Source organism: Paenibacillus sp. V4I5 (assembly GCF_030817255.1).
Classification (GTDB): Bacteria; Bacillota; Bacilli; order Paenibacillales; family NBRC-103111; genus Paenibacillus_E.
This window is the reverse complement of record NZ_JAUSZB010000002.1, coordinates 4,979,989-4,995,504: the sequence shown is the minus strand read 5'-3', so window position 1 is coordinate 4,995,504 and position 15,516 is coordinate 4,979,989. Positions and strand designations below refer to the sequence as shown.

The window sequence follows — 15,516 nt, the reverse complement described above, 5'->3', positions numbered from 1 at the left end:
GTCACCCTCATTTTCGAAGCGAAGATTTAGGAAATGGAAATTGGGGATGCTGATAGTCCTCTTGCAGCATGCAAACCTGTTCGTGATCAAATAGCTTGTTATATTCTACCGTATTTACATAAGCATCATAGGCGGAAAAACCGTAAAGAGAGGGTAAAAATATAATCCAATGCATATTCACTACACGACCCGACTGCGTTAAATCCCACATGAGTAAATAGTGAATTCCTTCGAGCAAATGAGACCAATAGGAAAGCAAAATCCAGGTCCCCAGTATAAAAAAAGCATTGATAATCCGATGGGAGTAAAGCTGACCCATTCCCGGCATTAACAGAGACCAGACCATCGCTAACCATGGCGAGCGTTTATCTAGGTAGTTAATTTCCATACCAGCCATTTTGAAAGAATTAATCGGGGCATTCTCCCTTTTGGCCAAAATAAATTGATGATTCAAATCCACGGAAGTTCGATAGCTGTCGTAGATCGCAAATAAATAAACAGGTGCATAAAGTGACATCCACCGAATATTGAGCACCTCATTCGCTTGCTCGAATTGACCAGTGAAGGTGTATACGATCGCTTCGTTCAAATGCATCTGGGTATTAATGAACATTTCCCATCCAATGAGGATAAAGCCGCGAAAGTACTTAGATAGCAGTAAATGACCAAAGCCCGGAAAGGCTGCGGACCACCATACAATAATGAGTGGATTGCGTGAATGCAACTGGGTAATCCCTAATAAACCGACAAAAGCAATTTGACGGCGTGGCTTGGTTCTCATGTGCAGCATCCTTATGAATCAGTTTCCAATAATGCTATTATCTTCTTTCAAATGTAAGATATACATTTCGGATTTGACAATTGATTTTTAGTACCGTATAGTACTATTTATGAAAAAACAAAAGAAATTAACCAACCGTGATCTTGTGATTCAAGTGGCAACAGACTTGTTCTTGACGAAAGGCTATTTAGCAACCAGCATGGACGAAATCGTCGCAGTGAGCAAAGTATCCAAAACGAATATTTATTATTATTTCAAACGTAAAGAAGACCTGCTAGCAGCAATTCTTGAACAGCTTATACACACCTATAACGAGATGATCCAGAAGACCGTGTCACGTTCGGAAATAAGTGTGCAGGAGCGCTTCACCGCTCTACTACAAGTGCTGACAGGACTTGAATGGACTTCATTAGGCGGGTGCCCGTTTCTCACTCTCTATACACAGATGCCGCAGGATGCAGACGTACTGCGGGATAAAGTGAGCGTTTTTTTTCGGGAACAAATGCTTACAGTGGAAGCCCTGCTCGTCGAGGGCGTTCGTAACAAGGAGTTTTCATCCACCCTCCCGACAAAAGCCACCGCTCAATTGATCGTTTCGACGATTGAAGGCGGGCTGTTCCTACAGCATGCAAACCAAGATCCAGCCATGTTGGATCAAACTCTTTCTACTTTAGCCATGTTGCTAAAGTAATTTTTTTAACCACAATTAGTACTGATCAGCACTAATTAACAATGAAGGGCAGGCAATTAAAATGACACATATTTTCATCACAGGCGGTACAGGGTTCATAGGAACACAAACATTAGAGCAGCTATCCCGTGAGGATCATACCGTTTCGGTGCTCGTTCGTTCCAAAGCTCGATGGGAGCAGATCCGCAAACAATTAGGTTGGCTCAGCCGTGATGGTCAGAGGGAAACTAGCGTGGGAAATGAGCGATTTTCCCCGGTTATAGGAGATTTAAGCTTACCCGGCCTTGGATTAAGCGCACCTGACATGGCGTCAGTGCTAACGGCAGATGTAATCATTCACGCGGGTGGACCGATGGATATTCGGATCGGGGAGTCCGAGGCCCGTGCGGTTTTCCTGCAAGCCGCCGAGGAATTGCTAAGTTTGGCTTCGCAAATTCAAACTCGCAAGGGTTTGCAGCATTTCATCCATCTTGTCGGCTTCAAAAGTCCCTTTACAGATGATAATTTCCACGATCCAGCACCTATCATCGCTAGTTTAGAGCAGGAATCTCCTTACGAGACCATGAAATTTCTAGCTGATTTGCGCATTCGCCAAGGAGCGAAGCAGCTCAGTTTTCCTCTATCTGTCATCCATCCAAGCATTGTCATTGGCAGTTCCGAGCACGGGGACACCCCGCAAACAGGCGGACTAGGTATTCTCGTACGAGCCACTGGGCGTAGGTTGATGAGCGTCGTACCCGGCGGTAAATCCCATTGGCTTCCACTTGTTCATGTTAATCACGCCGCCGAGTTCATTAGCGCTCTGGCGAAGGAATCGAATCCCGTTAGCCAAACTTACTACTTACTGGATGATAAGAAGCAAAGTCCCTCGATGACAGAGCTCGTGTCAGGCATAGCCAAGGAACTGCGTGTCCGTAAACCATGGGGAGCAATCTCACCTAAATGGTTATCAAAGGTTCTTGGGAGTCCGCTTGGACGGAAAATCGGAATCCCTAAGGAGTCCCTCGATTTTATCGTAAACGTCAATCAGGCTTATCCCCTAACTGCCGCACAAGACATGCAGCGGAAGTACGGATTGGAGCACGCGATAAACGCCTCGATTATGCCCTATACCATCTCGGATCTTGACTTTCGTCTCGTTCATTCCCACTCTCAGGCAGATGGCTATATACGGGGTAAAAGAGGGCCTTTGGCCACACTGGAACGACTGGGATCAGACAAGGGGAAGCCTCCGATCTTGTTCGTTCACGGCACTCTAAGCGGAGCTGATTGCTTGCTCCCGCTAGCTGAACAATTCCCTGAGTCTTCCGTCTGCCTGGTCGATCTCCCAGGCTTCGGTCGTTCGCCCTATCACCACGGTGCGGACGTGATAGAGGGGCATACCGAATCGCTTGTCCAGGCGATTCGGTCTTTCAAGACCCCGGTTACGCTCGTGGGGCACTCGCTGGGCGGACTGCTTGCCGCCCACGCCTATGCTCGCGTACCGGAACAGATCCACAGGCTGCATCTGCTGCAGCCTGTACTGCACAGCGCTGCGCGGAGGTTCCGCAGCGCGCGAATCAACGAAGCCGCGCTGCGCATGCTGCGCGCGGCTAACTTGCGGAAGCAGCTGCTCGCGCAAGGCTGCTTCACGGACATAAGTGACATATCGCCTGCGTATGTCACTTATGTCCTGGCCGAGCTGCAGTCGCCGCGTGTGCGGAAGACGACTGCGGAGACCCTCTCTGCGCTGACGCGCGCAGAGAGCTTCACACTGCAGCAGCAGGGTGTGCCGCTGCAGTGTGAGCCCTCGATCCTGTGGGGAACCCAGGATCGGGCGTACCACCTGCCGGAGCGCTTTCGCTCCGCGCGCACGACGGAGATAGCGACTGCTCACTACTTCCCTATCTCGCATCCGGCGCTGACCGCTCAGCTCCTGAGGCAGCAAGGTCTATAATCTTTAATCACAAGAACTCGATTCTTCCTACCGCAGTGCGGCATGGTTGTCAGGGTTCTTTGCTTTTCCAGTAGACATTTTCAAGTAGACATACACCCAATTCCTTTCCTTGGAATAAGGTAAAGAAAAAGTAGGCTCGGATGTAACGCCTTTGCTTACGAAGAAAGGGAGGAACCCCTATGCAAATTCACGTTATCCAGAAGGGACAGTCGTTATACCGCATTTCGCAAACGTACGGAGTGTCGGTGGATACAATCGCAGCAGCCAATGAGATGACCCCCAGCCAATCCCTGGTCATCGGACAGGCATTGGTCATTCCGATTGTTGGCTCGTACTACTGGGTACAGCCCGGTGAAGGGCTCTATCTGATTGCCCGAAAGCTCGGAATCGACCTGCAGACCCTCGCCTCTGTCAATAGACTAACCTTGTATCAATCTTTACCTGTAGGCTTTCGCCTCTATATTCCGCCAACGCCTCGTACGCAGGCAGAAGTGAATGCTTATATAGAGCCTCGCGGGACTGACGTATCGCCCGTTCTCATTCAATCCGCCAAGGAAGCCGCTCCTCATCTTACGTACTTAGCTCCATTCAGCTTCCGCATCAATCGGGATGGCACCCTTCAAGCCCCACCGCTGGACGATCTTCGTGGGATTGCCTCGCAGCACGGCGTGACCTTGATGATGGTTGTGACCAATCTGGAAAAGGACCAATTCAGCGCTGAGCTCGGGCATATCATCCTCACCAACGATACCGTTCAGAATCGTCTGCTTCAGACCATTAAAAGCACCGCCAAACAATATGGATTCCGCGATATCCATTTCGACATTGAGCATCTGTTCCCCGATGATCGCGACGCCTACACGCGCTTCCTTCGGAAAGCAGCCGCACAAATTCATCAAGAGGGCTACTTGATGTCTACGGCGCTCGCGCCGAAAACAAGCGCCGCTCAAACCGGCGCCTGGTACACTGCGCATGATTACAGAGCGCATGGCCAAATCGCCGATTTCGTCGTCATCATGACCTACGAGTGGGGCTACAGCGGCGGCCCCCCTATGGCTGTCTCCCCCATCGGCCCCGTGCGCAAAGTGCTAGAGTACGCCATAAGCGAGATGCCTGCTTCCAAAGTTATGATGGGCCAAAATCTGTACGGTTACGACTGGACGCTGCCCTTTGTCCCAGGGGGTGCTTATGCTAAGGCTGTTTCTCCGCAAGCGGCTATTGACCTGGCTCGCAAGCATAATGCGCAGATCCTATATGATTACACGGCGCAAGCCCCGCACTTCAACTATTGGGACGATGCTGGCAAGGAACACACCGTCTGGTTCGAGGACGCACGCTCCATTCAAGCGAAATTCCGTTTAATGAAAGAGCTCGGCTTACGCGGGATTAGTTACTGGAAGCTTGGTCTTAAATTTCCGCAAAACTGGCTGCTCCTAGAGGAGAATTTCAAAGTCGTGAAGCGATCTTAGCATCGGATTGAAGCGAAGCACTCATAAAGAAAGGAGGATCCCTTGGCGGACCCTCCTTTTTGTAGTCTTCGCCTGCCTCCGTAAATAATAACAACTTGCTGCAACCTTTATTCGCAGCCCCCCGTCTAAGCTTAAGTAATTTTTACCAATTACATAGATTGAACTTATTTTTATCAGTTATCCTTATGATCATCCAAATGGGAAGGGCGTGACGCACAAACTTGCTGGTAAGTATGGAAGTAAAACTATTGGATGTATTTGGGTATTTATTGTGACATCTATTCATTTTAAACCCCTAGCTTCCGATAATAGTAGCGTTCCATAATTTACATTTTTAAATCGTAGAGGAACAACAATGGAGGGAACGAGAGAAATGAAGTCTAGACACAGTAAGTGGTTATCCATGGTATTTATCTTTATTCTAGCTACGCAATCCTTAGTAACAGGAACCGCTTTTGCAGCTGATGAGATTTCTAAACTCGTCCTAAATAAAAACGAGCTTGCCTTGCAAGTCGGAGATACAGCCAATCTGACGGCAACCGCCATTTTCGTAAGCGGCTCTACCGAGAATGCGACCGTCAAAACCGATTGGAATTCAGGTTCTACCGATGTTGCCTCCGTCTATGCGGGTGTGGTAACAGCCAAAAAAGAAGGCAAGGCCGTGATAACTGCCACGTATATGGGTAAGACCGTAATCGTGAACGTCGATGTTAGCAAAAAGGTGAAATCATTAACCAAAGATAAACAGTCCATGGCTCTTCGCCTTAATGCGACTGAGGAAGTTAAGATCACAGCCTTTTACGATGACGGCACTTCCGAAGATGTAACGAGCAAGGCTGATTACACCGTCGATACGAGCTCTATTGTGACGGTAACGAATGGTTTAGTGAAGGGACAAAATCCCGGCAGTGCAACGATTACGATCAAATACATGAATCAATCCCTGACATTGCCAGTCGATGTTGAAGTTGTACGACGTATTGATGCTGTGAAATCCAGTATATCCTTACTGCTTAATGGAACGGAACCAATCGTACTGAACGCTACCTACCCAGATGGTACAAATGCTGACGTATCCGCTAAAGCAGTATGGACCACTGACAAACCGAACGTTGCTGATGTAATAAATGGATCAGTTAAAGGTTACGGTGTAGGTACAGCTAATTTAACTGCTACATACGGTACTAAGTCGACAACGGTTAAAGTTGATGTAGACAGTACTTTGAAACTCACATTAGATCAACCAAATGTCTTAATGAAGAAAAATGCAATGAAAGATCTGAAATTAGAAGCTACCTATATCGACAACGCTACACCGGTTGACTTTACAGATCGCGCCGAATGGGCTTCGAGTGATGAAGATATCGTCCAAGTCACCAAAGGTAAGCTAACTGCCATATCCATTGGTGAGGCGACGATTTATGCCAAATACGGTGATAAAGTAGTTACAGCTAACGTTGACGTTGAAGTTCCTCGTCGTTTAGTCGTTAGTACCGACCTACTCTCTATGCAAGTAGGTCAAGTGCTTCCCGCCCTTACTCTGACTGCTACTTATGCCGATGGTACAAGCGACAATACCATCGCAGATAGCGCGACTTGGAGCGTGGATAACGACGCCGTTGCATTTGTCAGTAAAGGTTTAGTTAAAGCTTATAAATCCGGTGAAGCCACGGTAACCGCTAAATACGGCGGCAAAACAACGACAACCAAAGTCGAAGTCGATATCCCTACGACCATCAAAGCAAATAAAAAAGCTGTTAATTTACAAAAAGGCGGGTCCGATAAAGTCACGTTGACCGCTTATTTCAAAGACAACAGAGAATTGGATGTCACATCCCTGGCAGAATGGACGACCAGTTCCAAAGATATCGCCGAAGTCCGCAACGGTGAAATCACAGGGATCTCTACCGGCACAGCAACGATTACAGGGAAATATGGTACACGCACAACCAGCATTCAAGTATCGGTTGGCGTACTGAAAAGTTTGACAGTCAGTCAAGAAAAGCTAGTGATGAAAAAAGGCGACTCTGTTACTTTGACAGCAGAAGCTATTTATACCGATGATACAAAAAATAGCAATGCAGCCGCAGATGTCATCTGGACAAGCAGTAATCTCAAAGTTGCCACGGTTGACGGAGGTAAAGTAAAAGCTATAGCTTCTGGAGAATCGACCCTCACTGCTCAACTAGATAGCAAGACAGTTACAATCTCGGTCACAGTGGATATGGCCAGTGATCTATCGGCGAATGTCGCCAATCTAGTTTTTGACATGAATGAAACAAGATCTATCGTGCTGACAGCAACAGATGCTAGCGGCGCAGCTCGCACTGTCACCAATGAGGCTGAGTGGAAATCAAGCAGCAGCTCGATCGCGCTAGTATCCAAGGGTGTTGTAACACCGGTTTCCCGAGGTAAAGCAACCATAACGGCAACTTATGGCGGTAAAAGTGTATCCATTCCGGTTGAAATCGGCGTGATTCAGACACTAGTCGCTGATAAAACTTTCATCGTCACCAAACGCGGTGATCAAGTTCAAGTGAAATTAACCGCTACTTTAGCGGATGGCACGACCAAAGATGTCACGGAAACAGCAACTTGGAAAGTCATGGCCTATAAGCTAGGAACCGTTACGGATGGGCTTTTCACAGCAACTGCTTCAGGTAAAACAACGATCACCGGGTCCTTCGGCGGTAAAATGGTCGCTATTCCCGTGGAAATCGATTCGTTGAAATATTTGAAAACCGACGTCGTCAAAATCGAGCTGCAAGAAGGCAAAACGGCTAAGATTGAGGCTTTGGCAACCTACACAGACGGGTCTGAAGAAGATGTAACCAAGCCTGCATTATGGACATCATCAAACATCATGATTGCTGATGTGAAGGATGGTATCATCCGAGCAACAGGTAAAGGGACTGCTAGAATTACGGTCACGTATTCCAACATGAGAACGACCGTACAAGTGACAGTTACGAAGTAATACCAATGAAACCGTTGTTCCCAATTTGGGGGACAGCGGTTTTTTTCAATTTTACAGAAAGCAGCATAAGTTCTTGCACATAGGGGAATATATCCATACCTACACTTACAGAACCCATTCAACAAATCTTGGAGGTATGGATCATGGTTTCTAGATTTATGAAGTTGGGGATAGTTTCTTTTTTGTCAATCACAGCCCTCCTTGGGGCTCATCAGTATCGTATGCATTCTCATGACCAGCAAATGATTTCGCAAGCAGATAGTTGGGAAGCAGCCAAACAAGGCTCACCAACTTTCTTTGAAACGAATCCTTTCGGCATGCCTGGCGCGGATGCTCATTTACGTACAATGGACAACATGAACAGTCATGCAGCGGCATATGGACTTACACCGCCAACGTCGATGAAGGCTTTAACGGTCCATGCCCAGGCAGCAAGTGGAGCGAATGACGAAGCTCCGCCCTGGTGGAATTACTTCGGTCTGCTTGGTTTACTCGGACTGCTCGGACTCCGCAAACGTTCCCGGACTTAATGTGAAAATTTGAAGGTTGGTTAAAGAGGCCTTGTTCCCGGTTTAGGGGAAGGCTTTTTTCTGTTCCGTTAGATTGTTTGCGGACATTTGTTTATTACATAGACATTTGTTTTTGTTTGCATTAAACTAAAGGCAGTTCTTCGTTTGAAAGGAGCTTTTCATGGATCGTGAACAGCAAATTTTAGCACTCATACGTCAAAATCCATTCATTTCCCAAATTGAAATAGCCAGTATGATAGGTATTTCACGCTCTGCTGTTGCCGGCTATATCGCTGCGTTGACCAAGAAAGGGACGATCCGAGGCCGAGCCTATGTCACATCTGATGAACTTACAATCATGTGTATCGGCGGCGCGAACCTCGACAGCAAAGCGGTCAGCAAGCAGACCATTCGACTGGGCTCCTCGAATCCGGTCACGGTCACCGAGTCCTGCGGCGGTGTTGCGCGCAATATCGCAGAAACACTAGCTGGTTTATCCTGCCGGACAGCACTCCTAACGGTTGTCGGTGACGATAAGGCTGGCCAGTGGGTGCTTGAAGAAACACGAAAACGCGGTGTCGACGTTAGCCAAACGATTGTCCTGCAGGGCGAGAGCACGGGAACCTACACGGCTGTGCTCGATACCACGGGCGAGATGTTTTTGGCTTTTGCCAACATGGAAATTTACGATAAATGTACCCCCCAGCTTTTGATGGACAAATGGTCCCATATTGCTGCTTCCCAGCTGGTTATTGCCGATACAAATTTGCCTGCAGGTACGCTCCAAGAATTAATTAAGCGCTGTAAGGACGAAGGCATCTCGCTATTCATAGATCCTGTCTCTTCCGAAAAAGCGAAAAAGCTCCCGCAGGAGCTTCATGGTGTTACAGCGATCTTCCCTAACCTTGAGGAAGCCTGTCAGCTTGCCGGTGCCTCGATAGAAATAATAGATCAAGATTACGACAAGCTGGCTAGAGCTATTCAGGCACGGGGCGTGAAACACGTATTCATTACACTCGGCAGCGCGGGTGTGATGTATGTTGGCGAAGAAGGCGAGCAGCTTTTCCCTCCTATTCCTACCAACGTCGTGGAAGTAACCGGAGCAGGCGATGCTCTCGTCGCTGGAATCGCTTATGGTGTGATGCATCAACATACCTATATGGACGCCTGCTCCTATGGTCTCGCTGCGGCACAGATTACGCTTCAAACCGATCAATCCGTAGCTAGTGAGCTAACCGAAGAACGACTGCAACAAACCATACAATCGATAACTAAAGGAGTCTGATCCCTATTATGAATACTTCCTACCTGACATTTACCGACGAAGTGAAAGATGCACTGGCGAACAATAAGCCAATCGTAGCCTTGGAGACAACGATTATTTCCCACGGGATGCCTTATCCGCAGAACATTGAAATGGCTAAAAAGGTTGAGCAAATCATCCGCGACAACGGCGCTGTTCCAGCAACGATTGGCATTATGGATGGCAAAATCAAAATCGGCTTAAACGAGCAGGAGTTAGAAGCTTTTGCGACAACGGCCAATGTAGAAAAAGTCAGCCGTCGTGACTTCCCTTACATCCTGTCATCCGGCAAAATCGGCGCAACGACCGTAGCGGCAACGATGATCGGCGCGGCGCTTGCTGGCATCGAAGTGTTCGCTACCGGCGGTATCGGTGGTGTTCACCGCGAAGGTGAAGTAACGATGGACGTCTCCGCCGACTTAACGGAGCTGGCACAAACGAACGTCGCCGTCGTCTGCGCAGGCGTGAAGTCGATCCTCGATATTGGCCGTACGCTCGAGTATTTGGAAACCCACGGCGTACCCGTGGTTGGTTTCAAAACGAGCGAGTTCCCGTCCTTCTACGCCCGCGAAAGCGGCTACGGCGTTGATTTCCGTCTCGATGAGGCAGCCGAGGTGGCGGCTATGCTGCGCACCAAGTGGGAGCTGGGCCTCGCCGGTGGCGCCATCATCGCCAATCCGGTCCCCGCGGAATCCGCGATGGACCATCTCGCGATCGAAGGCGTCATCCAGCAGGCGCTGGCTGAGGCCAAAGATCAAAACGTGACCGGCAAGAAGGTCACGCCTTTCCTGCTAGCGCGCATCAAACAGCTGACCGAAGGTCGCAGCTTGGAGACGAACATCGCGCTCGTTTACCACAACGCGCAAACGGCCGCGCAGGTTGCAGTTGCCCTTAAGAACAAGTAGTCGAGTCCATCTGACCTCGACTTCTCAAAAAAACGAGCCCCAGAAGTTCTGGCGGCTCGTTTTTTGAATGTCGCCATCTACTTGACAGGGAACTTCACCTATCCCCTGACGGTTCATTTAGGTTCGATAAATCTTTACGCTTACTCGTTTACCCATGTTGTCTTTTGAGCGAACGGCACCCGCGCTGCCTTCGGTGGTTCCATGTCTGGGTAGCCGATGTAGATGAATCCAACCAGCTCCTCTTTTCCCACTAGGCTGAACGCCTCCCGCATCTTCGGATGATAGGTAGGTGCACCCGTCCGCCATATCGTTCCTAGGCCTAATGCGTGAGCTGTTAGCAGCATATTTTGCACTGCGGCATGCGCGGCCGCATATTCCTCGATCTCCGGAACTATAGCCTTCACTGAAGGTGTTACGGCCACAGCAATAACAACAGGAGCGCGGAACGCTTTCTTCTCCTGAGCGCTTTTCAGCTTGGATAACTCCTCCTCAGAAAGCGTCGGATCCGCTTCTGCAGCGGCAACCTCGGCGTAGCCTTGGCCCAACAATCTTCTGCCTTCACCGGTCATGACCCAGAACCTCCATGGCTCTGTATGACAATGGTTAGGCGCCCAAGTACCCGCTTCAAGGATTTCTTCGATAAGTGATTTGTCGACAGGATCCTGTTTAACCTTCCCGATACTGCGGCGATGGCGAATCGCTTCGTTTATATCCATGAATCCCATTCCTCTCCCTTTTGCTTATTCTCTCTATTGTTACACGACCCAAGCTCCCTCTGCAAACCTACATTCGCTAGCTTATTCATACTGATGTTGTACTTTGTACAACACTTTGCAAGCTAATCCTTGCTTTCCACGCGATTGTTGAAAAAAATACAACAATCAGCCAACAGTAGCTCTAAAGCCTCTAATACGGCTAAATTGTTGTACAATATACAACAACCTGAGCTTTCCCAGAAGAAATTCAGGAAATTGTTGTACGCTGTACAACTTGCCTTCCTAATTCCCTCTTCCCCTCTCTCCTAAAAGCAGAAAACAAACAAAACCACCAGGAAAAATAGTCACTGGATCATGAGATTGTTTTCATTGGACACTGCATCGAACCAAGGATCTTCCAGCATGCCACACTTCTTAGCTTTAATTTCAATCAAACTCTCACTAGGCTGCACGAAAAAAAGGACTTCATCGAATTAACATTCGAGGAAGTCCTTTTCCACCTATATTTATAAGACTTATTTATCTTTTTTAGCGTGTGAACCATCGCAGTTACCTTCCGTGTTTTGTGTGTTACCACATGCGCATTTACCCATGTTCTCAGCCTCCTCACTTGTTTGTGGTGCTGAGGTAATTATATCCATTACACTTACAATTGTAAAGCGAATAAATAAAAGTTAGTGAATGAGTTTAATTATCATTCTCATTACACTTAGCACTCTCCCACCGAGACTGCCAAGAATTTGACAATGACGTACTCCATCATGCAAGGTATAGTTATAGCAACATAACAAGCACGATAGATTGCTAGTTTCAAATTATAATTAACCCTTGGAGGTACTATGAAATCCACTAAACTCACGATGATCGCGACGGCCGCAATGGCTTTCTCCTTATTTACTTCGGCTACACTTTCTCACACTGCTTCCGCTGCAGCCAAAACAAGTGCTGATTTTACAGATTTGGCCGGTAGTGATGCCGCGCTTAAAGCTAAGATTGATGCGATGATTGCAGCTGGTATTTTTGAAGGTGTCTCGGACAGCACATTTGGCATTACGCAAAATATGACCCGTGCTCAATTTGCTAAAGTAGCTACATTGATTTATAACATCACCGTTGATCCTACTGTTAAGGTGTCCAGTTTCTCAGATGTTAATGCCAATGATGCAGCAAATGGCTGGGCCATCCCTTATATTGAAGCAGCCAAAAAAGCAGGCCTCATAGACGGTGTTACAGATACTACTTTCGTTCCCGGCGATTCTGTAACGACAGCTCAGCTGGATACCGTACTGCTTAAAGGTTTAGGCAAAAAGATTTCCATGACAGGCTCACCTTGGTACGCAGATGCTGTGAAACAAGCAACCGAGCTTGGTATTCACCCTACTAATAAATCTGGCGACCAGTCTGCTAATCGCGCTGACCTTGTTTTAAGCTCCTACACAGCTCAGCAAGCTTTCGCGAACCAAACACGCATATCGATTACAAAAACGCAAGCCTCTTCTTCCGACAATAAGAAGGTTCAAGTTACTTTCAATAAAAAAGTGGATGCCAGCAAAGCAACACTCACTTTGAAAAATGGGTCAACTGTCGTACCTACGACAACTGAATGGGCTAGTGATGGTCAATCAGTAACATTAACGACTACTATTGCGCTCGCAGCAGGCGATTACACGGTTACGCTCGGTGGACTCGATGCTTCTACTGTTCAAACTGCAACCGGGAGCTTTAGCGTTACAGCTCCTAGCACAGGGAACGTTTCGATTGTCGGCACCTACACATTAGCAAGTGTGCTCGATAGCGGTCTAACAGATGCAGCAACAGGATCAAACGGTCTCGTTGACAAAGCAAAAGCTGAAGACCCAACACAAAGTAAATTAGCTAAAGAAATTGAAATTAAGGTGACATCGGCAAGTGGAGATCCCATTGCTATCCCTGGGGTTGTTCAATCCGTTCATTCCTCTGATTCTAGCATTGCTAAAGTTGCTCTTACCTCAGACCATCATGCATACGTTCTTGGCAACAAGCCGGGAACTGCAGACATCAGTGTCCTTGTTCAAATTGGAAATGGCGACGCAAAGCAATTACACGTTACTGTCACGGTTAAAAGCGACGCGATCACTGCCAAGGAAATAAAAGCAGGACAAACTTCCATCGAGAAGACGGTAACAGGTGGCGTCTACTCCTTCGATGCTTTTACGGAAATGGATCTTTCCATCACAGATAACTACGGCATTAAGTACAAAAGTGCGGACATTAAAGGCTACAATTTCGCACTAGGCACCCTTTTCATCACGAATGATATTAAGGGGGATGCTGCAGGTACCGTAGCAGTTGACGCGGCCGGAAAAGTTACTGTGACTGGTAATGTGACTTCTTTCGAATTAACAGCAGTAACTTCAACAGGTGAAAAAGCAACAAGCTTCGTGACGCTTAATCGATAGTAGAACCAAAGAAAGACCGTCAGGGACAGCACCCTGACGGTCTTTTTAAATTATGGCTTAAACGCCAGCAATGCTTCTCTAACCTCGGCCGCCGTGTCCATCTCCAAAATCCTTTCAACTAACGCCTCGCAATCGCTGCGGTTCAAATCCGTAATCACTTTCTTCACCTTGGAAAGCGATGAAGCCGCCATGCTCCATTCATGCAGACCTAAGCCGAGCAAAAGCGGTGCAGCAATCGGGTCACCGGCCATACTGCCGCACATGCCGGTCCATTTGCCTACATCGTCAGAAGCATCGATGACCATCTTGATCAGTCGAATGACGGCGGGGTGGAAATAATCGTATAAATAAGCTACCTTCTCATTCATACGATCGACAGCAACCGTGTACTGCACAAGATCGTTCGTCCCGATACTGAAGAAGTCCACTTCTTTAGCAAATCTGGAAGCAAGCAAGGCCGCTGACGGAATTTCAATCATAATCCCCAATTCTATTGAATCCGCATAAGGGATTCCTTCTTGGCTGAGCTGTTCGCGAGCCTGCTTATAGATTTCTTTCGCCTGACGCCATTCTTCCATGCCCGAAATCATCGGAAACATGATTTTCACATCACCGTGAACTCCTGCTCGCAAAACCGCACGAAGCTGGGTAATAAGCAGCTCCTTACGGTCCAGACAAAGTCGAATGGCTCGGTAGCCAAGAAAGGGATTCATCTCCTTCGGCAAATCCAGATAAGGAAGCTCCTTATCGCCGCCAATATCGAGTGTACGAATAACTACAGGACGTCCTTTCATTGCTTCTGTCACGGCCCGGTAAGCCTTATATTGGGTTTCCTCGTCTGGCATTTGAGATTGTCCCATAAATAAAAACTCTGTACGATACAGTCCTACCGCTTCAGCCCCTTGGCTCAGCAGGCTTGCCGATTCTTCCACTGTACCGATGTTTGCAGCCAATTCGACACGGAAGCCGTCCTTTGTGACAGCATTTCGTTCCACATACGCCAGCAGCTCAGCCTTCTCGGCTTCATCACGCTGCATGAGAACGTGGTAGGATTCTTTGGTTGGGGCCGATGGGTTTAAGATACAGTTTCCGGTCGAGCCATCAATAAGAAGCTCATCTCCATGCTGAATCTGATCAATCCCATCCCCTAATCCTAGGATCGCTGCGATTCCTAATGAATTGGCCAAAATAGCGGTGTGGGAAGTCTTTCCACCTATACGAGTGACAAAGCCGAGTACCAAATTTTTGTCCAATTGAACTGTATCGGAAGGTGTCAGATCATCAGCTACGAGAATAACAGGCTCCCCGATATCGGACAGTTGTGTTCCTTTGCGTTCACATAGCTGAGCGAACATCCTGTTTCCTACATCGCGGACATCTGCCGCGCGTTCCCGCATATATTCATTCTTCATACTTTCGAACAAAGCAGCAATCTGCGTGACCACTTGATGAATCGCGCTTTCCGCTGTCCTCTGCTCGCCCACGATTAATTTCTCCATGGGTGGATAAAAGGTTGGATCTTGCAGAAAGCTGATCTGCCCTTTCAGAATCACAGCCTTTTCTTCCCCAAGCGTACGCTGCGCCTTCTCAATCAGAACTTGCAGTTCAGCCTGGCAAGCAGATTTGGCTTCCCGAAGCCGTTCAACCTCGGCATCGACATCTTGGGTTTTCTTTTTCTCTACATCCGTTAGTCGCACTGGGGCGTACACGAATGCTCTGCCTGTGCGAATGCCGGCGGAAACCCCAAGCCCTTGCAGTACTCTCTCCGTCATCATAGTTCCTCCTATCCCT

11 protein-coding genes are annotated in these 15,516 nt (G+C 47.9%); 8 read left to right on the top strand and 3 right to left on the bottom strand.

Annotated elements, in window-relative coordinates; all coding sequences use genetic code 11:
• Nucleotides 1-7: 7 nt before the first annotated feature.
• Nucleotides 8-781 (bottom strand): hypothetical protein, encoded by a 774-nt coding sequence (locus QFZ78_RS24835; protein WP_307551493.1) that lies wholly within the window; start codon nucleotides 779-781, stop codon nucleotides 8-10.
• A gap of 109 nt (nucleotides 782-890) precedes the next feature.
• Between QFZ78_RS24835 and QFZ78_RS24830 the strand changes: the two genes are divergently transcribed.
• From QFZ78_RS24830 to QFZ78_RS24800, 7 genes are all read left to right on the top strand, one after another.
• Nucleotides 891-1,472 (top strand): TetR/AcrR family transcriptional regulator, encoded by a 582-nt coding sequence (locus tag QFZ78_RS24830; RefSeq protein WP_307551491.1) that lies wholly within the window; start codon nucleotides 891-893, stop codon nucleotides 1,470-1,472.
• A gap of 61 nt (nucleotides 1,473-1,533) precedes the next feature.
• Nucleotides 1,534-3,408, top strand: a complete 1,875-nt coding sequence (locus QFZ78_RS24825; protein WP_307551489.1) for an alpha/beta fold hydrolase — start codon at nucleotides 1,534-1,536, stop codon at nucleotides 3,406-3,408.
• Between the two features lie 179 nt (nucleotides 3,409-3,587).
• Nucleotides 3,588-4,877, top strand: a complete 1,290-nt coding sequence (locus QFZ78_RS24820) for a glycoside hydrolase family 18 protein (protein ID WP_307551487.1) — start codon at nucleotides 3,588-3,590, stop codon at nucleotides 4,875-4,877.
• 373 nt (nucleotides 4,878-5,250) lie between these two features.
• Entirely contained in the window at nucleotides 5,251-7,854 is a 2,604-nt protein-coding gene (locus QFZ78_RS24815; protein WP_307551485.1) for an Ig-like domain-containing protein, read from the top strand.
• A 143-nt stretch (nucleotides 7,855-7,997) separates the two neighbouring features.
• Nucleotides 7,998-8,384, top strand: a complete 387-nt coding sequence (locus tag QFZ78_RS24810) for a hypothetical protein (RefSeq protein WP_307551483.1) — start codon at nucleotides 7,998-8,000, stop codon at nucleotides 8,382-8,384.
• Between the two features lie 160 nt (nucleotides 8,385-8,544).
• A complete protein-coding gene (locus tag QFZ78_RS24805; protein ID WP_307551481.1) occupies nucleotides 8,545-9,648 on the top strand; it encodes a carbohydrate kinase in 1,104 nt (367 codons plus the stop codon).
• An 8-nt stretch (nucleotides 9,649-9,656) separates the two neighbouring features.
• Nucleotides 9,657-10,571 (top strand): pseudouridine-5'-phosphate glycosidase, encoded by a 915-nt coding sequence (locus QFZ78_RS24800; protein ID WP_307551480.1) that lies wholly within the window; start codon nucleotides 9,657-9,659, stop codon nucleotides 10,569-10,571.
• Between the two features lie 140 nt (nucleotides 10,572-10,711).
• Here QFZ78_RS24800 and QFZ78_RS24795 read toward each other — a convergent pair whose 3' ends face one another.
• The gene (locus QFZ78_RS24795; RefSeq protein WP_307551478.1) at nucleotides 10,712-11,287 is read right to left on the bottom strand and encodes a nitroreductase family protein; all 576 of its coding nucleotides are present in this window, start codon (nucleotides 11,285-11,287) and stop codon (nucleotides 10,712-10,714) included.
• Nucleotides 11,288-12,126: 839 nt separating this feature from the next.
• On the opposite strand from QFZ78_RS24795, the gene QFZ78_RS24790 reads away from it, so the two are divergent.
• Nucleotides 12,127-13,725 (top strand): S-layer homology domain-containing protein, encoded by a 1,599-nt coding sequence (locus QFZ78_RS24790; RefSeq protein WP_307551476.1) that lies wholly within the window; start codon nucleotides 12,127-12,129, stop codon nucleotides 13,723-13,725.
• A 50-nt stretch (nucleotides 13,726-13,775) separates the two neighbouring features.
• On the opposite strand, the gene ptsP is transcribed toward QFZ78_RS24790, so the two are convergent.
• The gene (gene ptsP, locus QFZ78_RS24785) at nucleotides 13,776-15,497 is read right to left on the bottom strand and encodes a phosphoenolpyruvate--protein phosphotransferase (RefSeq protein ID WP_307555878.1); all 1,722 of its coding nucleotides are present in this window, start codon (nucleotides 15,495-15,497) and stop codon (nucleotides 13,776-13,778) included.
• Between the last annotated feature and the right edge of the window lie 19 nt (nucleotides 15,498-15,516).

Bases quoted from the DNA above. Each gene is read 5' to 3' on its own strand.
- QFZ78_RS24810 (WP_307551483.1), top strand. From the start codon at position 7,998: ATGGTTTCTAGATTTATGAAGTTGGGGATAGTTTCTTTTTTGTCAATC.
- QFZ78_RS24790 (WP_307551476.1), top strand. From the start codon at position 12,127: ATGAAATCCACTAAACTCACGATGATCGCGACGGCCGCAATGGCTTTC.
- ptsP (WP_307555878.1), bottom strand. From the start codon at position 15,497: ATGACGGAGAGAGTACTGCAAGGGCTTGGGGTTTCCGCCGGCATTCGC.
- QFZ78_RS24820 (WP_307551487.1), top strand. From the start codon at position 3,588: ATGCAAATTCACGTTATCCAGAAGGGACAGTCGTTATACCGCATTTCG.
- QFZ78_RS24815 (WP_307551485.1), top strand. From the start codon at position 5,251: ATGAAGTCTAGACACAGTAAGTGGTTATCCATGGTATTTATCTTTATT.
- QFZ78_RS24795 (WP_307551478.1), bottom strand. From the start codon at position 11,287: ATGGATATAAACGAAGCGATTCGCCATCGCCGCAGTATCGGGAAGGTT.
- QFZ78_RS24805 (WP_307551481.1), top strand. From the start codon at position 8,545: ATGGATCGTGAACAGCAAATTTTAGCACTCATACGTCAAAATCCATTC.
- QFZ78_RS24825 (WP_307551489.1), top strand. From the start codon at position 1,534: ATGACACATATTTTCATCACAGGCGGTACAGGGTTCATAGGAACACAA.
- QFZ78_RS24800 (WP_307551480.1), top strand. From the start codon at position 9,657: ATGAATACTTCCTACCTGACATTTACCGACGAAGTGAAAGATGCACTG.
- QFZ78_RS24835 (WP_307551493.1), bottom strand. From the start codon at position 781: ATGAGAACCAAGCCACGCCGTCAAATTGCTTTTGTCGGTTTATTAGGG.
- QFZ78_RS24830 (WP_307551491.1), top strand. From the start codon at position 891: ATGAAAAAACAAAAGAAATTAACCAACCGTGATCTTGTGATTCAAGTG.